Genomic DNA, 20,903 nt, shown 5'->3' on the forward strand with positions numbered 1-20,903 from the left:
CAATGAGTACATTTACAATTTTCTTAGTATTAATCACTATAGTTTGTTTTTTATTAGTGGTAGTTATTATGGTGCAAAACCCTAAGGGAGGAGGATTATCTTCAACTTTTGGTAGTTCACAAATGATGGGAGGTGTTCAAAAAACAACAGATTTCTTAGATAAATCAACTTGGTATTTAGCAGGAGCTTTATTAGTACTTATCTTATTGTCTAGCTTAAGTTTTAATGGAACGAATAGCGATACTGGTTCTAAACTAATTGATGAGTCAGCTTTACCTGCTGCAATTCCAGCTACTCCAGGTAGTGACAGCAAAACGGCTACTCCCGCTACTCCAACTAAACCTGCTACAGAAGAGAAAAAAATAATCCAAAATAAAATATATTAAAATGCCAGCCTGTCAGAGCTGGCATTTTAGTTTTTCTATAATTTTGCAATTTTGACAGCTTTTATAACTTGGCATAATTTCTGTCAAACTAGTCTCAAAAATTAACAACAATAAAAATCCAAAATAATTATGGCATTAAACATTAAACCACTTTCAGACCGTGTTATCGTGGAGCCAGCTGCTGCCGAAACACAAACAGCTTCTGGTATCATTATCCCTGATACAGCTAAAGAAAAACCTCAAAAAGGAATTGTGGTAGCTGTAGGAAACGGAAAAAAAGACCAACCTATGACAGTTCAAGTTGGCGATACTGTTTTATATGGAAAATATGCTGGAACTGATTTAAAATTTGAAGGTAAAGATTATTTAATCATGCGAGAAGAAGACATTCTTGCAATTATCTAAATGAGTAAAAAGTAACTAGTGAAGAATAAAAAGCAAAAAATGAAAGCTATTCACTTATTACTAATCACTAATCATTAAAAAAATTAAAATGGCAAAAGATATAAAATTTGATATTGAAGCACGTGACGGTTTAAAACGCGGTGTTGACGCATTAGCAAATGCAGTTAAAGTAACTTTAGGACCTAAAGGACGTAATGTAATTATTTCTAAATCGTTTGGAGCTCCTCATGTAACAAAAGATGGTGTTTCTGTAGCGAAAGAAGTAGAGCTAAAAGATACTCTAGAGAATATGGGAGCACAAATGGTTAAAGAAGTAGCTTCTAAAACTAACGATTTAGCTGGTGATGGCACTACTACTGCTACAGTATTAGCCCAAGCAATTGTAAAAGAAGGTTTAAAAAACGTAGCTGCTGGTGCTAACCCAATGGATTTGAAACGTGGTATAGACAAAGCAGTTGAAGCGATTGTTACTGATTTAGGTAAACAAGCTAAAGAAGTAGGTTCTTCTACTGACAAAATCAAACAAGTAGCTTCAATTTCAGCAAACAATGATGATGTCATTGGTGATTTAATTGCAACAGCTTTCGGTAAAGTAGGTAAAGAAGGTGTAATTACGGTAGAAGAAGCAAAAGGAACTGATACATATGTGGATGTAGTAGAAGGTATGCAGTTTGACAGAGGTTATTTGTCTCCATACTTCGTTACAAATACTGAAAAAATGGAGGTTGAATTAGAAAGACCTTACATTTTATTATATGACAAAAAAGTTTCTTCATTAAAAGAATTATTACCTATTCTTGAACCTGTAGCACAATCTTCAAAACCACTATTAATTATTGCTGAAGATGTAGATGGTGAAGCTTTATCTACTTTAGTAGTAAACAAATTACGTGGAGCATTAAAAATTGCCGCAGTAAAAGCCCCTGGTTTTGGCGATAGAAGAAAAGCCATGTTAGAAGACATTGCTATTTTAACTGGAGGTACAGTTATATCTGAAGAAAGCGGATATACTTTAGAAAATGCTACTTTAGAGATGCTAGGTACAGCAGAAAAAGTATCAATTGACAAAGACAATACTACAATTGTAAACGGTGCTGGTGACAATGAAATGATTAAAAATCGTGTTAACCAAATCAAAGCACAAATGGAGTCTACTACTTCTGACTACGATCGTGAAAAATTACAAGAGCGTTTAGCTAAATTAGCTGGTGGTGTAGCCGTATTATACGTTGGCGCTGCTTCTGAAGTAGAAATGAAAGAGAAAAAAGACCGTGTTGATGATGCTTTACACGCTACTCGTGCAGCTGTAGAAGAAGGTATCGTTGCTGGTGGTGGGGTAGCTTTATTAAGAGCTAAATCAGTATTAACTGAGGTTAAAGCGGATAATGCTGATGAAACAACGGGTATTCAAATTGTTTCTCGTGCTATAGAAGCTCCATTACGTACTATCGTTGAGAATGCTGGCTTAGAAGGTTCTGTAATTGTAGCAAAAGTAAGCGAAGGAAAAGACAACTTTGGTTATAATGCTAAAACAGATGAATATGTAGACATGCTTGAAGCTGGAATCATTGACCCTAAAAAAGTAACTCGTGTAGCGTTAGAAAATGCAGCTTCTGTAGCTGGTATGATTTTAACTACTGAGTGTGCTTTAATTGATATTAAAGAAGAAACTCCAGCTGGAGGAATGCCAATGGGTGGAGGAATGCCAGGTATGATGTAATTCTAAAAAAAACTATAGGGTACTACACTATAAAGCATATGAATATAAAAAAATAATGGGGTTTTAAAACCCCATTATTTTTTTATATTCAACACAGTCAGTGAGAGACTACCGATTTATAACGCTCGAACTAAACAAACTGACAAAAGAGCTTTGGCAGATTTTGCTAATAAATGAAATTATAAATATCCTTATGCCATAAAATCTTGGAAAGAAAACTGGGAAGAACTCACTGTTTTTTTGACTTCCCAATAGAAATTAGGAAAATGATTTACACCTCTAACCTAATCGAAAATCTCAATGATAAAACCCCAAAATATACTAAAAAGAAATTATGGTTCCCTACAGATGAAGCTGTTTAAAATCTGTATATTTGGCTTTAAGAGAAGTAACTAAAACATGGTCAATACCAATATTTAATTGGAATTAATTTTCAATCAGTTCTTAACTATAATTGAAAAAAAGGGGGCAACTTTAATTAAAAAGTCAAACTCTATTATTATAACTTACACACTTTTTGGGGTAGTCTCTTTTTATGATAATTATCTCAAGCCTATTTAGCTAGTTTATGATCTAAACAATCTATTCTAATTTCAGAATCTATTATCTTAAGATTCATTAATGTACAATAATGTGACTTATTATTTATGGTATAAAACGAACATGTAAAACACATTCTTTGAATTGATATTATATTCGCTTTATTTAGATTATAAATTAATTTTAACAGACTACTAAGTAGTATTTCTTTCTGTTCTTCTAACAAATCTTCCATACTATTTTGTATAAAAGAAGCAAAAAGGATGCTTTTAAAGCAATTTTATACCCCTCTTCTGTTAATACAAGCCAAAAACTTCTGGTATCTACTAAATTACTTTTTTTTTCTATTAATCCTTTTGTTATTAATATTTTTACACTATCACTTATTGTTGATTTAGTCATATTAAACTCTTCTGCTAAATAGGTTATTTTACATTTTTCTTTTGAATGAAAACATATAAAAATTAAAATTTGAATCTGAATAGGACTAAGAGAATTCTCTTTGCTTTCTTTCCAAAGTAATACCCTAAATGCTTGTGAAATACGTTCTAAAGCAACTATTATACGACTTTCAATTTTCTGGTTCTGATCATTTAAATTGAATACTGAATATTTCATCTATCTTGAAATATATTATGTTATAAAAAATAGAATTTCAATTTAACAAAGTGACTTCTAAATATTTTATACGAAATAATCATATTTTGCAATCCTCTTGTATATAGATCCAGGCTTTTCTTCCTGATTCAAATGTCTCTAATACTCTAGAATATTGATCCACTTCATATTGATCCGTTTTTTCTAATTCTAAAGAGGATATTTGAAATATAACTCCTTGAATAAAATCTGCTTTATTTATAGATTTTACAGCTATTGGATGGTATTCGAGTTCACTTTTAGCTAATACTTCTTTATCTGTTATTTGTATTTTCTCAATTTTATAACCTTTTAATACATCATGTTTACCTTCTAAAATTCTTCCATAATTTTCAAGTTGAACTTTTTCTAATTGTAAGGTTCCATAAGAGAAAAGTAAATGGGCTGTATCTTTCATTAACAATTTTCTATTTCTATTATAAAATAACCTTTTTTATTTATTTCTTCTTCCCATTTAGGCTGAAGTGATTCTACATGACAAAACTTACATTCCTCTGACGTTAAATTTTGTCCTTCTTGGCCTTTTGTTTTCAAATATTCTTTCCCATAATCATAAATATTTTCTTTATCAATCATTTCTATAGGAGCAATTATATCAAAATGCATAATATCCCCATTTTTTTTTGTTACATAAGTATCCCAAACTGCTACTTTCATTTTATTTTTTTATTAGGTTAATTTTTTATATATAAAAAAGTAAAGTAAATAATTATCATTAAAAGCTTTACAAGATTAGAACTGGCAACCTTGTAAAGCAAAAAAACTATTTAACTTTAAATGGTAACGATAATTTCCCACTAGCTATAGCATATACTTTATAAACGCCTAGCATAGGTTTATCTCCCCCTTCATGATTACCTTCATTATTAGCTTTTACTTGCATATAAGCTGTCACACCATCATAAGAAAAATTTATTTTATTATTTATCCTATAATCTGGAACGATTACTCTAATAGTATTTCCTTTTGTTACTACTTGAAAACCTGGCGAATCCATATACATGGGCATTCCTGGATTAGTTGAAGGTAAAACAACTGTTTTATCTTTAGGATCAAACTCTTTAACTGATAATCCTCCTTGAACTCGTTTATCTTCATTTAAAACAACCCAGTGTGGATGCCAAACTATTCCATCATTTTGAAAATTATGATCAGAATTTTCATCCCATAATGGTGTATCATCAAAATCAGGGTGAGAAGTTAAAGCTAAAGCCACAATACCTTCTGTCTGACCAAATCCTACATCAGTTGATTTTAAAGTTGTAGGGAATACATATCCTAAAACAGGCGCTCCATTAAGTTGACCCGTTGGTATAGGAGTCGTTTTTCCTGCTTGTCCTTTAACGGTAATTTCCCAAATAGTAGCACCTATTTCCTCTGAATGCTTTACACTAACCTTTTGAATTTTAAAATTATCGTTATCATATTTTCCACATTTATCACAAGCAAAACCATAAAGTGTAAAAAGGGAAAAACTAAAAGAAATAAATAAGTTTTTCATTTTAATACGATTTAATTTATTTAAAAAATTATTAAATAGGAATCCTAACAACGTACGTTATTTTTTTTAACCTTTCACATCAGTTAGAGTAGCACCAAAATTTATATGAAGTACATTTCCATTTGTTGTAAGCAAAGCTGGAACTGACTTTACTCCTCTCCTTTCTGCTTCTTCAATACGACTACGATCTTCACCAAGATGTACAATCTCTACATTATTTTCTCCAATAAGATTTACAATATCATGTTCTACACTAATACAAACAGGACAACCTGCATGATAAAAAATTGACTTTTCCATTTTATTTAAATTAAATTCTTAGCACTATTGCTGGTACAAATATAATTAGGATTCCTAACTAAACAAATTATTTTTTATTTTATTTTTAAAAAGTATGATATAAAAATAGCGCTATAATACCCTAGAGGAACAAAATTCGTTGTATTTAAAGAGGGGATATAATTTTTATATATCTAAAATTAAATTGTATGAATAGTTATATATTTAAAAAAAATAGGTTTACACTCTAAGAAAATAGCTTTTTTATTATGCTCTTCTTCTAAAATGTAATTTTGTATTTGGAATATTATTCAAAAGTACTTTGATTATAATAATTTAAATAAAGAATAAAAAATAGAAACATCTTTTATACTGTTTCTAATAAAACTTTTATTAAAATTAGCGAAAAGAAACGATTTAGTTTTATATACAAACTTGTATGGAAGGTTATTGTTTATATTATTACAAAAAATCTTCTTTTTTGAATATTACCATTTAATTAAATGGAGAAATCGAAGAATTTTAAATTATAAGATTTCCCCTCCTATTGGATTAAAGTATATTTTTAGTGTTAAATAGTTTTTAGATACAAAAGAATATTGATAATTACTATTTAAATTGGATATAAGAGGGGGGGTATTGTTTATTACAATACTTGTTTTCTAATAATTGCATTAAAAGCTTTATAACCTACAAATACGCGAAAATTACGCATAAACTTAGCATCAAAACCCACAGTATAACGTGTAAATTTCACACGTGGTCTAGTCGCTATTTTAAAAAACGTAGTTACTACATCGTCTATCAAGTTTGTATTTTTAGATTGCTTTTTTAATAATAAACTTGAAATTTTATCCATTAAATTATCATAAACAAGTATTCCTGTTACATGGCTTTTTACTACATTTTTTTGAAAAGATGTTGGTGCGTTTCCAAATTGTACGGTACTCACCCCAATTCCAAAATTAAATAATTCATAAGCCATACATTCTGAAAAGCTTTCGACAGCACATTTTGTGGAATGATAAAAGCTCCCTAAAGGAAGGTTAACAAGACCTGCAATGGATGTAACGTTTATAAAATGTCCAAAACCTTGCTTTCTAAAAACAGGTATGAAGGCGCGACAAACTTTTACACAACCTAGCCAATTTATATCTACAATCTTGTCTATGCTTTGATCTTCTGAAAATTCAACAAAAGAACGATAACCAACACCTGCATTATTTATAATAACATTAATAACAGAATGGTTTTCAAGAATTTCTTTTTTGCCTTTTCAATACTTTCGGTACTTGTTACATCTAGAAGATAACTACTTACATTTGGCAAAGTAACGATTTCTTTTCCTTGTTCTAAGCAAATCATGGTGGCAATAACGTGCCATCCATTTTGTGCAAAATATCTTGCTGTTGCAGCCCCTATTCCACTGGAAGCTCCTGTTATTAAAATAGTATTCATTTTTTAACTTCGTTTATCAATTAATGTAATGGGTTTACGACTAGTAGGTGGAAAAATTATTTTTTGCAATTCTTCTGTAGATAAAACTTCAATTTTAGGAGATACTCTTAATTTAGCTCTAAAATGATCTTTTACTTCTGTCAAAAATTGCTCTGTTGTATCAGTTGATGCTATTTTAATTAAAATTTCATCAGTCCCAAGATCATTTGTAGAAATTTCAATTAAATGATTTTTAATAGCTGAAAAACAAGTCATTAAATCATGCATTGCAGGTGGATATAAAGTTGTTCCTTTATATTTTATCATATGCTGTTTTCTTCCTAGAACTGGTCCTACTCTATGAGTATTTCTTCCACAAGCACAAGGTTGTGTATGGAGTTGGACAATATCTCCTGTTTGAAAACGTAATAGAGGCATTCCTTCTACTCCTAGCGTTGTTATAACCAATTCACCTGATTGACCTTCAGCAACAGGATTATTTAATTCATCTAGTACTTCTGTAATAATTAATTCTGGATGATGATGTCCTCCTTTTTGCTGCTGACATTCTGTAAATGCAGTACTCATTTCAGTAGAAGCATATGTTGAATATAAGTGTATGCCCCATTTTTCAGTAATTTTTTGGGTTAAAAGCGAAGGAGAAAAATCCTGATTTCTTAATGATTCCCCAATACAAATTACCCCTTTTACACTAGAATTCTGATAATCAATCCCTTGTTTTTCTGCATACTCAATCATTTTTAAGAGAAAAGAGGGTACTGCAATTAGGTATTTTGGATGATATTTTAAGATAGAATCCCATTGTAATTCAGGAATTCCTGCTCCTACCCTAATGACACCTGCTTTTAATTTGCGTAATCCCATAAAATAGGCTAATCCAGCCATAAAGCGACGATCCATGGTAGTCATTAATTGTACAACATCTCCTTCTTTTATACCAGCACAAGCAAAAGATATGGCTTCATTATATGCTAATCGATCTAGATCTAAGTCAGTTAAACCAAAGGTAACAGGACTTCCTAATGTGCCTGAAGTAGTGGCATAATCAATTATTTTATACCTAGGCACACAAAAAAAGTCATCATTATATAGTTGTAAATTAGTTTTTGACGTTAACGGTAATTTTTGTAGATCTTCTAAGGTTTGTATACTTTGTAAATCTATTTTGTAGTGAGCAAAGGCTTTTTTATAATAAGCCGAATGTGTATTTAAATATACCAGCAACTCTTTTAATTTTTGCTCTTGAAATACTTTAATTTCATGAGAAGATTGTTTTTCTATTTCTGGTATCATGATAATTTTTCTTTAGTTTTTCTTAAATATTTTTGAACTTTATTTTTATCTACTAGGGTTGTAATTTCTAAAGTTAATGCTTTTTCAAAATTATATAATGCTTCTTTATAAAGCCGATGTTTATATTGATATATTCCTATTTTATAATAAACAGACCATAAATTAGGATTTAGGTCTTGATATTTCTTAATAAAATTAGATTCTAAAAGTTGATCACCATTAATTGCGTTATTAATTAGTTGATCATACTTTCTATATAACTCATAATTACGATAAGCTTCTGATTCTAAAAATGAGTCTTTAGGAATTGTTAATTCAGGTAAATTAGCCTCTTTCTGATTTTGTTGATCAAAAACTTTATTTAAATCATATGCTATAAATTCCCCCAACTGATAAGGATTCGTAGAAATCCACATAATTCTACTTTCAGGTTTAAAAATAACAGCATGATGTGAGAGAAGTTGATTAATTGATTTTTCATTTCCGTAACCTATGGATATTCCTTTTAATCCTTCTTTATTTCTAAGAATTTCAGCCATTTTATATGGTGTTATCTTATCTTGATTTGCTATTAATTCTTGCATTCTCTGCATACGATACAAAGAATGACTTTCTCTAATATGTTTGTTATTTCTTTTATCATTCTGATAAGCTGAACTTTGAAAATGATTAGAACAAACTAAACTATTCGCATTTTCTACGTTATATATACCAAAATTATTAGGTGATACTTCTATTACTACGGCTTTTTTATCTTTAGCACTACTTACCAAAATAGATTCTGATACGAAAACAGCTTTTTCTTTAGCAATTTTTACAGCTTCCTCAATAGTTGTAGCATATTGTAGTATTTCTCTAGTAAGTAATGAAATAGGTGTTTTAGCTGCTAATGGAATTTTAGATTTTGCAGCATTTATTGTAACTGTTAACCCCTCTTTATTCATACCAGAAAATACCCCTATCATACCTGCCCAACTAACACTTACAAAAGGAATTCCTTGTTCTGGATTAACGAAAGTGATTAACTTGTCTTTTGCAAAATCATCGCCAGCATAAAAATCTAAATTTCTACCTATTAACAACTGACCATCTTCTGTTTTATCTCCCCAAACTGCTAATGAACTACACCCTACTAAGGCTAAATCTTGCATAGCATGTCCTATATCATGGGCTCCATGTAAGTACAAACTTCTTAAATAAGGGGAAGCTACATAATTAAATGTTGTATCAGAATATTGAGACAATCCATATATTTCGGTTTTATATTCTTCTTTTACATTTAAATAAAGTTTTCTATTGTACCATTTTAAAACTGTACGTAATAATTTTTGTCTAAACGTAGAAGGTATTATTTCTGCCAGCTTATTAAAAAAAATTCGCTCTTGTTTTTTAATTAATTTTTCGGCTAAGGCCCCTGAGAGTAGACCTAACTGAGAAGGAGTTCCTTTAACATGAAGTTCCCAAATTTTATGAGGATTCTTTACTAAATAACCTTGCTTATGTATGATTAATGTATCAGAAACATGAATTACGCTAACCTTGTCTGATTTTTTAGGGAGATTTAATGGTAGATGGTGAACCGATTTATTAATTCCGCATGAATAAAAAATCAAAAAAAAGAAAATAAAAAATATGTATTCCCTTAATCTATTCATTTGAAATTTCTGTATTTATTTTATTAACTAAATATTCTCCTCCTATTATTTCTGAACAGGTTGCAATAGCACCTATAGTTACTCCTAATACTCCGTGCATATGAATACTTTGTCCTGTAAGGTATAAATTCTCAATTTTAGTCTTAGGTGAGATAAAAGTTAACATAGGATTATTAGAATCTTTTATATAACCATAAAGATTTCCGTTCTGTCCACCTATATAATCTCTGTATGATAACGGTGTAGAGGCATAAACGGATTTAATACAAGATCGAATATTTGGAAATTTTTTCTCTATTTCATTTAAAAAAATTTCAATTTTATTATTTTTAAATACTTCATATGCTTGTCCTCGTTCCTCTGTTTGAGAAACTGTATTATGAGTCTCACTCCATTGTTGTACTTCTTCAAAACGCATATAGGTAATAGCGGTAAGACTTTCCGCCCATTTTTGACCATCTGAAGCAATATTCATAGATAACATATAACTTTCTGGCCAAGATTCTTGGGTATAAGTAGTAGCTTGCCAAATACGAGTGTAATCTTTAAAATGATAATAATTATGATTTAAATAAGGAAATGTTTCTGGTTTAAAAACAATATAAATACTAAAAGGAGCTATTTGTACCTCTAAATCTTGAATTCTTTTAAAATAAGATTTTCTAAAATACTGCTCTCCAATTAATTTTAATGTAGTTTTAGGTTCAATATTAGAAATAAAAATTTCACCGAAATATTCTTCTCCACTTTTTGTAAAGGCAGACATAACCTTTCCTTCTTCTACTTTAAATCCGTTTACTTCACGATACTTAAAAACTTCTCCTCCGTATTTACGAATTACCTTTATTAATTGCTTGGTTATCTGACTTCCTCCATTAATACATCTCCATGCACTTTGCATATAAGAATTTATAGATAAAGCATGTACGTAAAAAGGGGTTTTGTGAGGTACACCAGCATAAAGAAAATTTGATCCTGCTAAAACAGCCTTTAACTTATCATTTGATGTTAGTTTTTCAAAATATTGTTGTGCATTTATAGATAAAATTTCTTGTTGATAGCCTTCCCCAATTTTTAAATTGTATAAAGGAAATAAATCACAGGTATATTGTAATTTTTGGCAATATTCTTTTAAAGCATTTTCTTCTTTTGGGAAAAAAGGGAGGAGTTGTTTTATAAAATTATCATATCCTTGAGCATGAGGATATTCATTAGGATCATTATCAAAAGTGATATAATCATAGGCATTCATTTCCATCTTTTTTAATTTCAGCTGATCCATTATTTCAATATACTTAAAATAGCTATATAGATTTTGCCCTTTAGATAAACCTCCTATATAATGGATTCCTGTATCAAAAATCGTTTTATCTCGTACAAAAGTTTGCAAATTGCCACCATATTGATTATTCTTCTCTAAAACACAAACCTTTTTGCCTTCTTTAGCTAAGATAATTGCAGAAACTAAGCCTCCTAGCCCACTCCCTACAATAACAACATCATATTTTTTTTCACCTAGTTACTTTTTAAAAGTTTTAACTTTATCTTTTTCATACAAAAGTTCAAATCCATTTTTTAAAAGAGAATCAATGTATAAATCTGCCTGAAACAAGACTACTTCATTTACATTCTTAAAATGAGGACGTAAATCATTTTCAGAAAAACATGTAGTTGAAATAAATAAACAATCATAAGGCTTTAAAATATCCTGATAATTAAGGTATTCAATATTTCTTATTCTATTCAAATAATTTGTAGAAGCAATTTCTAAATTTTCTAAAGTATAAACAAAAGTTTGTATTTTACGTTTAGGATATTGTAAAGTAAGTATAGCATTTAATTGACCATAATCATTAGCAAAATGTAAGATTTTGGCATCATCTGATATATTTGTAAATAAAGTATAATAATTCTTTTTGTTCAAATAAAAGTCATTTAAAACACTTTGATAAACTTCTTCTTCTTTATATAAATATCCATCAACGACCTTTTTTTTAAAAAATTCTTCAGTTTCCAATTTGTGTCGAATTGTATCAAATTGTTCTCTAAAAAATTTATTTATCTTTTTAGTTCTAGTAATATAATTTTCTCCAAAATTTTTATCTTGATATGAAATATAATTACCCACCACTATTGTAATACTCTCATTATGAATCATAAAATCCCCTTTTGGAGATGTTTCTGTATTTCCATGTAAATAAACAGGTAAAATATCTAATTCAAATTCTTGTGCTAAATAAAAAGCTCCTTTATGAAAACGTTTTATAAGATTATCAGTAGAACGAGTTCCTTCTGGAAAAATCATCAATGAGTATCCTTGCTTAATCTTCTCTCGTAAGTGTTCAATTCCTCCTTCTATTCCTTTAGAAACAGGGTAATATCCCATTGCTTTAACCGCTTTACCAAAAATAGGGGATTTGTATACCCAATCATTTACTAAATAAACAATCTTATGAGTTAACATTCCAAAAGCTAAAGTATCTAAAACAGATACGTGATTAGCTATAACAATTGCTTGCTTGCTAAAGTCTATTTTATGAGGATTTATAACTTTCTTTTTGACAATAGGATTTATGTTTAAGACTGACCTAAAAAATAGTACCATTATCTTTCTAAAACACATCATTTTACTCTCTTTTTTTAAAGGTAAAATACTCATTAAAAATCTACCTAATGTAGATAATAAAATTCCACCAAGAGCATAATATGTTAAGGCTATTATTGAAATGATAACAGTTAATAATCGAACCGGGATTTTTCCTTTTTAGGACGATTAAAAAACAACCATTTAAAAATGATTGGATAAAAAACAAATGTTATTAATAATGCACTAATTACACCTAATAAGGAAACAGAAGAAATAGAAACTAATGCTGGATGTTTAGCAAAAACTAAAGCTCCAATAGCTAAAATGGTTGTTAGAGCTGCTAAAATAATAGAAACACGATAAGCAGGCATTTCATCTTTACCTGTTGTGTATTCTTTTTGAAGAGCACTTGTCATAAAAATAGTAAAATCTACTCCATGACCAAAAATTAAGGTACAAACTATCGTACTAAATATATTTAGTGGAATATTAAAAAGTCCCATTAAACCTGCAGTAACAAAACCAGTAGCAGTAATAGGCAATAAACTGACTAAAACTAACTCTATACGCTTAAAGAATATAAATAAAATAAAGATTACTGCTATTAAGGAGTAATTAATTAAGTTGTTAAAATCATCTCTGAGTTTTCCTAAAAAAGTTTCATTTAACTGTTGACGATCTATAACCACAATATTTTTAAAATGTTCAAATGATCTAATTAATTTTTCTTTGTGTTTTTCATCTAACTTTACTATTGTAGCTATAGTATACCAATTAGGTGAATTAGAAACATATTCATCTGTTAGATCAGGAAGGAATTGCTTCAAATCTTGTAATCGAAGTATTGACTTATTAGAACGAATGGTATGATAAAATACCTCATGAGTATCCTGTTTAAATCCAAAACGTTTACCATTTTGAATTAATTCTGTTTCTACTTTTTTACAAATTGAATTTGTCCAAAAAGATTCCCATTTTTTTATCTTATTAATTTGTTCTGACTCTGAAGGTAATAAACCAGCTAATGAACTATAATTATAAATATTTTTTTGATTCTTTTGCTGAACTAAAAAATCATTTAATCGTGCATTAGCTTCAATGGCTTGCTCCTCATTTGTACCATATGCTACTACATAAATGGCTTTTGAGGTTAAGCTAGTAGAAGCTGCTAATTTTTTTTCTGTTTGCCTTATTTCATCTGGAATAAAATTTAGATCTCCTAAATTATTGTTAAATGTAACTTTATTAAATGTGAAACAACTAACAAAAAGCAATATAAAAGTTCCTATAATCAAAAACTTATTTTTCTCAAAAGGTATTTTTGATAGTTTATCTAATATTCCCGCGTGAGATAATCCATCATTTTGGGGTTTATATAAATGAGGAATAATAATTAATGAGAATAAAGCAGATATTATAACGCTTATAGAAGCAAATATACCTAAGTCTTTTAATGCGTCTGATTTTACAAATAATAAACATAAAAAAGCAACTGCTGTTGTAGAGCTACTCATTATTAATGGTTTAGTGGTATCTTTATACAATTGTTTTACATCTGCATTATGCCTATAATGTGTCATTATATGAAGCGAGTAATCAATGGTTACTCCTAACAAAACGGCTCCTACACTTAATGAAATTGCTGAAATAGTATCTCTTAAAAAATAAAGGCTAGCAATAGCAAATACTACTCCAAAAATAGTAGGGATAAAGATTATAATAGGAATTGTAATTTTCCTAAAAAATAAAATCAAAATTAATATAAGTGTTCCCATAGATAAGAGAACGGTAGTAATGATATCAGATTTTATTTGATTAGCATTAGCTACTGCTATTATTGGAGAACCAAAATAAGATAGTTGTACTTTTCCTTTAAATTCTTTGTTTACAACGGATTGTATTGTTTTTAATAAAGCAACAAACTGAGTATTTTTATCTGTTTCACTTCCTCCGTATTGAGGATTAATAAACAATAGTAGTTTAGATTGATCTCTAGTTAATAAATATCCTTCTTTGATAATGAACTCGTCTCCTATGGCGAGTTCTTGCATTTTTTTAATCCAACAAAACTAATACCTAATGGATCTTTTACTATAAAATCACGAGTAATGAGTCCAGATGGACTAATTAATGATTTATAATTATTTTCAACCAATACTTTTATGCTGTCTGATTGCGTTTTTCGTTTGATTAATTTATAATCGTTTTCTTCTAAAAACAAAGGAAGATTTTGATAAACAAATTCAAAAACTTGTTGAACATTTTCTTGAGCTACAGTTCCTTGTACTGTTTTTATATAAGGCTGTATTAAGTGAATACTGTCCATAAAAGTGTTAGCTGCTTGAGTTAAATCTTCTACAGATCCTTTTTTTCTTTTTCAATAATAACCGTAATCTTATCTGCAAATTTTAATTGCTTAATAACTTTAGATGTTATATCTCCTTTATTATTTTTTGGCAAAATTCGTGTGATATCTTCTTCAAATTTTATTTGAAAAGCAAAAAAACCTACTGTTATGAGTACTAACAGTAATAACAAAAGAGTCAGAATCCGATTCTTTTGAATGAATTCATGAATTTTAATAAAAAAAAGATGCATTTATACCCTATTATTGTCCCGATACGAAAGTACTAAATAACTTCCAGCTCCAAAAATAAAAGCCATTATGAATGCTAGAATAAAACTTCCTACAAGGTATTGAAAAAGGTGTTCTTTTAGTTGTGAAAAATCAAAAGTATTAACTATATGAAAAGGCATTTCTTTTTCTACAAAAAAGCTTCCTATTTTTAATGAACCATAAATAATTATAGGAATCATAGGAGGAATGCTAACATTTGAAAAAGCAAAAGCTAATGTTTTATTTAACTTGAATAATACTGCAATAGTAATAACAATGGCTGTTTGAAATCCCCAAAAAGGAGCGATACCACAAAAAACGCCTAATGCTATAGATTGTGATTTTTTAGCAACGGAATCTTGAGTAGAAAAAAATCTTCTTTCAAAAATGTTTTAAAACTTTTTTTTTTAAAATTTCGTAAAAAATCCCTAGGCTTGATATATATAAAAAGGATTAAAACTAAGATTGTATTTAAAATACTAATACGAGTAAAATCAATAAACGGTCTAAAATGAGAAACCCTTTCTGCTGGATCATATAAAACTTGAATTGGAACATTCTTTACAGCAATACCTTTCCATGCTGTGCGAACAATGATTTCTATTTCAAATTCAAATTTGTTAGTAAAAAATTTTTCAGGAATAGCATAAAGAGGATATAATCTATAACCTGATTGGGTATCATTTAACTGAATACCTGTTTCAAACCAAAACCAAAAACTAGAAAATTGATTACCAAAACTACTTTTTTTGGGCACTGAATCATGATTCATATTTCGGCTTCCAATAAATAGAACTGGCTGACTTGACTGCTCTAATGCTTTTATAAAAACTTCAATATCTTCTGGATAATGTTGTCCATCTGAATCAATTGTTATAGAATAATCAAAACCTAATTCTAATGCTTTTCTAAATCCTTTTTTTAAAGCATTTCCTTTCCCTTTGTTTTTTGGCAAATGTACTACTGTAATAGTTTCTTTATAAGCTTCTAGAATAGATTGCGTACTATCTGTAGAACCATCGTTTACAACAATAAGTTTTGGAGTTATGTTTAAGACTCCATCTATCACTCTCTTGAGTGTCTTTTGATTATTGTATGTTGGAATAATAACACACAATTTTAAATTATCTATACGCTCAGATAGGGATAAATTTATGTTCATCTTAATTTAATTTAGATTTTTCAAAATCTGTAAACACCTTAGATTGAAACACATACCTTTGAATATATTCTTTCAACCCTGAATTTTGTTTGTTAAATCCCAGTAATATAATTTTTTTATCTTCTTCAATATTACTTTTATACTTTAAAAATTTAGGGGTATGTTCCTGAATGCTTAATCTGATTAAACGAATCTCTACACTATTTGCATCCTTAGCTACTGCTTGTTCAACTGTTTTTACACCTAACATAAATTGTTCTTTACGCTCTTCTTTATTGGTTACAAAACGTGATTTTAATAAAATAGCAGCTCCCTTATAAGCTATAATAACGGGGGAATCTCCATTTACTTTTGAATCAATTCATAAAATTTTTCAGTATTATTTTTTGATTTCGAGGCATATTCATATTGATTACGCAAATCCAAAGTATTCTGAAATAACAGAGTAAAAAAACTAATAAAAAAATCAGGATCGAGTTCATAGAATTTTTATTAAAATAAAAAACGACTTAAGTAGTTTGCAAAAATACAAACTAAACTTAAGTCGATAAAAATTTATTTTAAGCTTTACGATATGTGTTTGTCAATTTTAATGCAACAGTATCACTAAACTTTGTTGTATTTTTTACCTTTATTTCGGAATCTAAATCTCCTGATAGATCTAATTCTAAAACGAGTTCAGGATTTATTTCTGGATTAATGATAGCCATAAATTTAACATTTGAAGAGCTTATCATTCGCAATTCAGTATCTAAAATTTTCTCTAAAAGTTCTTTAATGATTTGCATCATACAAACTCCTGGAGTTACTGGATTTCCTGGAAAATGTCCTTTAAAAATAGCATGAAGTGGGTTTAAAATCACTTTTACTAGATACTTATTGTCTGCTAATTGATCTAACTGATTAACACTATAAAAATCGTTTAAAAGCATTTATTATTTTATATCAAATTTATAATAGGCTCCAAAAGAGAAAAGTGCATTTGTATGATTTTCAGTTTTTGAATAGCTAGAGTTTCCTGAGTATGAATAATGTGTTGTTTGAAGAACAGGAGCTACTCCTACTTTAAATCTAGCTTCTACACCAAAATTTTTGGTAATATCATACCCCGCACCTAAAGAAAGTGTTAAATCTACATCATTTTCAACTTTAAAGTTTTTACTTGTAATGAAATCTAATCCAGGACCTACATGTACGTTAAACTTTTTAAAATTAAATTTATTTATAACTTGAGCTCCAAGATAAGAAACTTTTAAATCTCCGTATTCTACCGCGTTAGTAAAAGGATTATAAAATAATTTTGCTCTAGTTCCTTGTGCTGAATAGTTAAGCTCTGGCTGTAAAGTATAAAGTTTATTAAATTTTAATGCACCTGCAAGACCTACATAAAAGTTTGTTGTTGAGGAGAAAAGATTCTCACTTTGAATTTTAACAGCTTGTCCAGCAGCATTGTAATCATATGTATATTGATAATCTGGTTCTCCATTTGTAAAACGTGATACATTTAATCCTCCACGTACGATAGGATTGAAAGTTACTTGGGCTTGAACGCCACTTACGCCTGCTAAAAATAAAGCTAATGCTACAAATATTCTTTTCATATTCATTATTTAATTATTTGTTTTAATTTTATATTTATATTTAAATTATAGTGTTCTAAAAAAATTTGTTCAGCAAAATTAGTAATTTTAGATTCAAAAGTTATTGCAAATTTTGCCTTCCTCTTAGAGGATTGTATTATTTTAATTAATTGATTTGTATCATTTTTAAAATAGAAATAATTTTTTACTGCCTCTTCATCAACTTCTAAAACCTTTACCTCAGCATTCTTTCTTTCTATTTTAGCTATATATTTTTCTTGAATCAATAATTTAAGATCATTAGCTAATATTTTTAATATAATTTTTTTATTTAGATCTTCTACTACATAATTAACTTTTGTGTTATGTTGATTAATAGTAAAATCTATTAATTTATTTCCAAAATCAGTAGTCATGACTACTCTATGAGTGTTTTCTGTTATCTTTTTAACTACTAACAATCCACTTAAATCATGTCCATAGACCTCTATTTGGGCTTTGTACACATAATCCAAATCAGGATTAGCAAAATATGGATTTACAACTATTTGTTCGTTTAATTGTACTTTCCCATCTGAAAGAGGCTCATATAGCTTACAACTTTGAAAAAAAAGGGTTAGCACACTAATTATCAAAAACTTCGTCACTAAACTTTGCATTCACTTGCTTGTTTTTAAATATTATCTTTGTAAAATCTTCAGAAGGTTCTATCAATTTTACTTGAGAAACACTTGGATCTTCTTTCTCAAATGTTAATTCAATTTGCTTGATGTACTTTTTTACTTGATTTGTTTTTGATACTAATTTTACTACGTAAGCGTCTTTTGTTTTAAAGTAAGAAATTATAAATTCTTTATCATCAAACATATTTCCACTTATACTACCAATAATCATTTTATTAATTTTCTCAAACAGTTTCCCATCAACTGTACTCTTTTTACCTTGATCGTTTATAAAAACCTTATTGTTTTTAAAAACAATACTATACTGGTATGGTTTATTATATTGCCAATTTAATAGATTAGACAACTTAAAATACATCTTCCCTGTACTTTCAATATCTTTTGACAAAAAATCTAAATGTTTATATTGTACAAAATCTGTTTTTATTGTTTTAATATTTTTATTTTCTTTTTCTACTAAACTCTTAAAATTTACAACTTCTGAATCTGTCATTCTTTGTTCTTGCGCCCAAGAGAGCTGAAAGAACAAGCAAGCTAATACTAGTAGTATATTTTCTTTTATCATTATACTTTTTTATAATTATTGCTTTTGAAATTCCTCTATAGTAAGGGTTACATATTCATTTTGCTTCAACAATAACAACAATCGTGCCAAAATATTTATAGTTTTTTGTGAAATATCGTGAAGTAATATAATTTTCCCTTTTGTTAATTTAGAAGTAATCCTATCAAAAATTAAATTTTCGTCTTCTATAACGGTATCCAAAGAGCGAATACTCCATCCTATAACTTGATATTTTTTCTCACGAACTGCTCCTGCTATATGCGGGTTAGTAACGCCAAAAGGAGGTCTAAAAATTTATTTTTTTTTTGGGTAATTCTTTCTAGTAGTTGATCAGTCTTACTAAACTCTTCTAATAATTTTTTCTTTCCCCAAAAACCTGTTTGATTTGAATGTGAATAGGTATGATTTGCTATTAAATGTCCTTCTGCTACAATTCTTTCTGCTATTTCTGGATATTGTTCTAATTGTTTGCCAATACAAAAAAAAGTAGCTTTCATTTGATATTGTTTCAATAGATCTAGTACTTGGGGAGTAAATTCTGTCGGTCCATCATCAAAAGTTAGCGCTATTGCTTTTTCATTCGTTCCGAAATTATTGATAATTGGCATAAAATATTTCAATCGTACATCAAACACCCCCCAAGTAGTAACCCCAAGGTGTATTAGTAGTAAAATAATATAAGCCCACCATGATAATTGCCAATATATGAATAGTGACATTAAAAGAAAGAATAAAAAGCTAATATATTTATGTTTTAACATTGTGAAAGTAGTAATAAACTATGATCTCTTCCTTGATATTGATTATATAATAACACTCGTTTGAAGGACGTAGGTTTTATATCATTCCATTGAATAATTTCAGGAACAAATTGTTTTTTAATTAATTGAGAGGCTATCCATAAACCAAAAGCTGAGGCTGTATTGTATTCACCTGATACATTTTTGTAATACAACTGTGATGTAGAGTAGAATAAAGAAGCTATGTTATCATAAAACCTATCATAATTTACATCACCATTATATCCTAAAATTACAATATCAATAGCATCTAAAGTTAATTTTTGTTGTAAAATAAATTCGTTCACAAAATCTTGAACTTTTTCTTCATCTAAGGTGTTTTGTATCGTTATAGCTTCTAACCTTGCATAGGTTGACTTTTTGTATTCATTTGAAAGGGTAAAAAAGAAGCTCCTTCACTAAAAACAACACCGCTTGTTTTTGATTTCTTTATTAAAAAGGGTTTTTCTTCTTCTTTTTTATGATATTTACTAGCTTAAAGAGATCTAATGTATGAGATGAGGTTTCATCTACTCCTCCCACTAGAACAGACTGTGCTTCTCCTGTTTCAATTTGCATTTTTCCATCTAATAGAGCCGTTTCAAACGATATTGCCCCATTAACATAAGTAAAATTATAACTTTTGCATTGTAACCCTAAAGCTATTTGCCCCGCCACTGTGTTGTGGGTAGATTGAATAAATGAGGTTGGTGTTAAGAATTGTTCTTGATTATCAATAATTGCTTTTAAGAATTTTTCGGAATCTTCTATACATCCCATACCTGTTCCTGTAATAATTGCGTCAGGACAAGTAACTTCTGCCTCTTCTAGAGCTTTATTAGAAGCATAAATTCCCATTTTTACTCCTTTTGCCATCCTTCTAATCATTGCAGGAGGGATCATTTCTTTATAGGAGGGCTGGACTGCAAATAACACATTTTGATTTTCATCAATTGCTATTTCAGTTAAAAAGTTGCCTTCATATGTTTTTTGGGCTGAAACACTTCCTATACCATTTATATAACAGGTTTTCATT

At 29.0% G+C, this 20,903-nt stretch carries 23 protein-coding genes and 4 pseudogenes; 4 read left to right on the top strand and 23 right to left on the bottom strand.

Features of this window, described 5'->3' with window-relative positions; genetic code table 11:
* Nucleotides 1–2: 2 nt before the first annotated feature.
* The 4 genes and pseudogenes from secG to JJC03_RS17120 form a co-directional block, all read left to right on the top strand.
* Nucleotides 3–386 (top strand): preprotein translocase subunit SecG, encoded by a 384-nt coding sequence (gene secG, locus JJC03_RS01465; RefSeq protein ID WP_235873860.1) that lies wholly within the window; start codon nucleotides 3–5, stop codon nucleotides 384–386.
* Nucleotides 387–515: 129 nt separating this feature from the next.
* The gene (locus tag JJC03_RS01470; RefSeq protein WP_014166401.1) at nucleotides 516–791 is read left to right on the top strand and encodes a co-chaperone GroES; all 276 of its coding nucleotides are present in this window, start codon (nucleotides 516–518) and stop codon (nucleotides 789–791) included.
* An 88-nt stretch (nucleotides 792–879) separates the two neighbouring features.
* Nucleotides 880–2,511, top strand: coding sequence for a chaperonin GroEL (groL, locus tag JJC03_RS01475; RefSeq protein ID WP_088398340.1), 1,632 nt, complete (start codon nucleotides 880–882; stop codon nucleotides 2,509–2,511).
* Nucleotides 2,512–2,625: 114 nt separating this feature from the next.
* Nucleotides 2,626–2,976: pseudogene (locus JJC03_RS17120) on the top strand (transposase); the annotation flags it as partial.
* A 294-nt stretch (nucleotides 2,977–3,270) separates the two neighbouring features.
* Here JJC03_RS17120 and JJC03_RS01485 read toward each other — a convergent pair.
* From JJC03_RS01485 to JJC03_RS18540, 23 genes and pseudogenes are all read right to left on the bottom strand, one after another.
* Entirely contained in the window at nucleotides 3,271–3,669 is a 399-nt protein-coding gene (locus tag JJC03_RS01485) for a MarR family winged helix-turn-helix transcriptional regulator (RefSeq protein WP_258932072.1), read from the bottom strand.
* A gap of 79 nt (nucleotides 3,670–3,748) precedes the next feature.
* Complete coding sequence (locus tag JJC03_RS01490; RefSeq protein WP_088398338.1) at nucleotides 3,749–4,105, bottom strand: gamma-glutamylcyclotransferase family protein; 357 nt, start codon at nucleotides 4,103–4,105, stop codon at nucleotides 3,749–3,751.
* Nucleotides 4,105–4,365 carry a DUF2024 family protein gene (locus JJC03_RS01495; RefSeq protein WP_088398337.1) on the bottom strand — a complete coding sequence of 87 codons (261 nt, stop codon included), beginning with the start codon at nucleotides 4,363–4,365 and terminating at the stop codon, nucleotides 4,105–4,107. Before JJC03_RS01495 ends, JJC03_RS01490 begins: the two co-directional genes overlap by 1 nt.
* Nucleotides 4,366–4,471: 106 nt before the next feature.
* Nucleotides 4,472–5,209 (bottom strand): hypothetical protein, encoded by a 738-nt coding sequence (locus tag JJC03_RS01500; protein ID WP_088444462.1) that lies wholly within the window; start codon nucleotides 5,207–5,209, stop codon nucleotides 4,472–4,474.
* Between the two features lie 66 nt (nucleotides 5,210–5,275).
* On the bottom strand, nucleotides 5,276–5,509 hold the full coding sequence (locus tag JJC03_RS01505; protein WP_088398335.1) for a thioredoxin family protein: 234 nt from the start codon (nucleotides 5,507–5,509) through the stop codon (nucleotides 5,276–5,278).
* A gap of 625 nt (nucleotides 5,510–6,134) precedes the next feature.
* Nucleotides 6,135–6,946, bottom strand: a pseudogene (locus JJC03_RS01510) (SDR family NAD(P)-dependent oxidoreductase).
* Between the two features lie 3 nt (nucleotides 6,947–6,949).
* Nucleotides 6,950–8,239, bottom strand: a complete 1,290-nt coding sequence (flxY, locus tag JJC03_RS01515) for a flexirubin biosynthesis putative acyl-CoA ligase FlxY (RefSeq protein ID WP_088398333.1) — start codon at nucleotides 8,237–8,239, stop codon at nucleotides 6,950–6,952.
* Nucleotides 8,236–9,852, bottom strand: a complete 1,617-nt coding sequence (locus JJC03_RS01520) for a C45 family autoproteolytic acyltransferase/hydrolase (RefSeq protein WP_309597719.1) — start codon at nucleotides 9,850–9,852, stop codon at nucleotides 8,236–8,238. The genes flxY and JJC03_RS01520 overlap by 4 nt, the downstream gene beginning before the upstream one ends.
* A gap of 34 nt (nucleotides 9,853–9,886) precedes the next feature.
* A pseudogene (locus JJC03_RS01525) lies at nucleotides 9,887–11,407 on the bottom strand (phytoene desaturase family protein); the annotation flags it as partial.
* 6 nt (nucleotides 11,408–11,413) lie between these two features.
* The gene (locus JJC03_RS17130) at nucleotides 11,414–12,520 is read right to left on the bottom strand and encodes a lysophospholipid acyltransferase family protein (protein ID WP_258932074.1); all 1,107 of its coding nucleotides are present in this window, start codon (nucleotides 12,518–12,520) and stop codon (nucleotides 11,414–11,416) included.
* Between the two features lie 110 nt (nucleotides 12,521–12,630).
* Nucleotides 12,631–14,532 carry an MMPL family transporter gene (locus tag JJC03_RS17135; RefSeq protein ID WP_258932075.1) on the bottom strand — a complete coding sequence of 634 codons (1,902 nt, stop codon included), beginning with the start codon at nucleotides 14,530–14,532 and terminating at the stop codon, nucleotides 12,631–12,633.
* Nucleotides 14,514–14,807 (bottom strand): hypothetical protein, encoded by a 294-nt coding sequence (locus JJC03_RS17140; RefSeq protein ID WP_258932076.1) that lies wholly within the window; start codon nucleotides 14,805–14,807, stop codon nucleotides 14,514–14,516. Before JJC03_RS17140 ends, JJC03_RS17135 begins: the two co-directional genes overlap by 19 nt.
* A 29-nt stretch (nucleotides 14,808–14,836) precedes the next feature.
* On the bottom strand, nucleotides 14,837–15,079 hold the full coding sequence (locus tag JJC03_RS17145; protein WP_258932077.1) for a hypothetical protein: 243 nt from the start codon (nucleotides 15,077–15,079) through the stop codon (nucleotides 14,837–14,839).
* Nucleotides 15,080–16,260 (bottom strand): annotated as a pseudogene (locus JJC03_RS01535) (DUF2062 domain-containing protein).
* Nucleotide 16,261: 1 nt separating this feature from the next.
* Nucleotides 16,262–16,510, bottom strand: a complete 249-nt coding sequence (locus JJC03_RS01540; protein WP_235873862.1) for a hypothetical protein — start codon at nucleotides 16,508–16,510, stop codon at nucleotides 16,262–16,264.
* 310 nt (nucleotides 16,511–16,820) lie between these two features.
* Nucleotides 16,821–17,192 carry an ApeI family dehydratase gene (locus JJC03_RS01545; protein WP_235873863.1) on the bottom strand — a complete coding sequence of 124 codons (372 nt, stop codon included), beginning with the start codon at nucleotides 17,190–17,192 and terminating at the stop codon, nucleotides 16,821–16,823.
* Nucleotides 17,193–17,195: 3 nt separating this feature from the next.
* A complete protein-coding gene (locus JJC03_RS01550) occupies nucleotides 17,196–17,861 on the bottom strand; it encodes an outer membrane beta-barrel protein (protein ID WP_088398352.1) in 666 nt (221 codons plus the stop codon).
* Between the two features lie 5 nt (nucleotides 17,862–17,866).
* On the bottom strand, nucleotides 17,867–18,499 hold the full coding sequence (gene lolB2, locus JJC03_RS01555; RefSeq protein ID WP_103714624.1) for a flexirubin biosynthesis protein LolB2: 633 nt from the start codon (nucleotides 18,497–18,499) through the stop codon (nucleotides 17,867–17,869).
* Nucleotides 18,465–19,088, bottom strand: coding sequence for a flexirubin biosynthesis/transport protein LolA2 (gene lolA2 / locus JJC03_RS01560; RefSeq protein ID WP_235873864.1), 624 nt, complete (start codon nucleotides 19,086–19,088; stop codon nucleotides 18,465–18,467). The genes lolB2 and lolA2 overlap by 35 nt, the downstream gene beginning before the upstream one ends.
* Before the next feature lie 15 nt (nucleotides 19,089–19,103).
* The gene (locus JJC03_RS17150; RefSeq protein WP_258932078.1) at nucleotides 19,104–19,289 is read right to left on the bottom strand and encodes a polysaccharide deacetylase family protein; all 186 of its coding nucleotides are present in this window, start codon (nucleotides 19,287–19,289) and stop codon (nucleotides 19,104–19,106) included.
* Between the two features lie 53 nt (nucleotides 19,290–19,342).
* The gene (locus JJC03_RS17155; protein WP_258932079.1) at nucleotides 19,343–19,807 is read right to left on the bottom strand and encodes a polysaccharide deacetylase family protein; all 465 of its coding nucleotides are present in this window, start codon (nucleotides 19,805–19,807) and stop codon (nucleotides 19,343–19,345) included.
* 35 nt (nucleotides 19,808–19,842) lie between these two features.
* The gene (locus JJC03_RS18535) at nucleotides 19,843–20,175 is read right to left on the bottom strand and encodes a hypothetical protein (protein WP_309597720.1); all 333 of its coding nucleotides are present in this window, start codon (nucleotides 20,173–20,175) and stop codon (nucleotides 19,843–19,845) included.
* A gap of 145 nt (nucleotides 20,176–20,320) precedes the next feature.
* The gene (locus JJC03_RS18540) at nucleotides 20,321–20,902 is read right to left on the bottom strand and encodes a beta-ketoacyl synthase chain length factor (protein ID WP_309597721.1); all 582 of its coding nucleotides are present in this window, start codon (nucleotides 20,900–20,902) and stop codon (nucleotides 20,321–20,323) included.
* Between the last annotated feature and the right edge of the window lies 1 nt (nucleotide 20,903).

The organism is Flavobacterium oreochromis, from assembly GCF_019565455.1.
Classification (GTDB): Bacteria; Bacteroidota; Bacteroidia; order Flavobacteriales; family Flavobacteriaceae; genus Flavobacterium; species Flavobacterium oreochromis.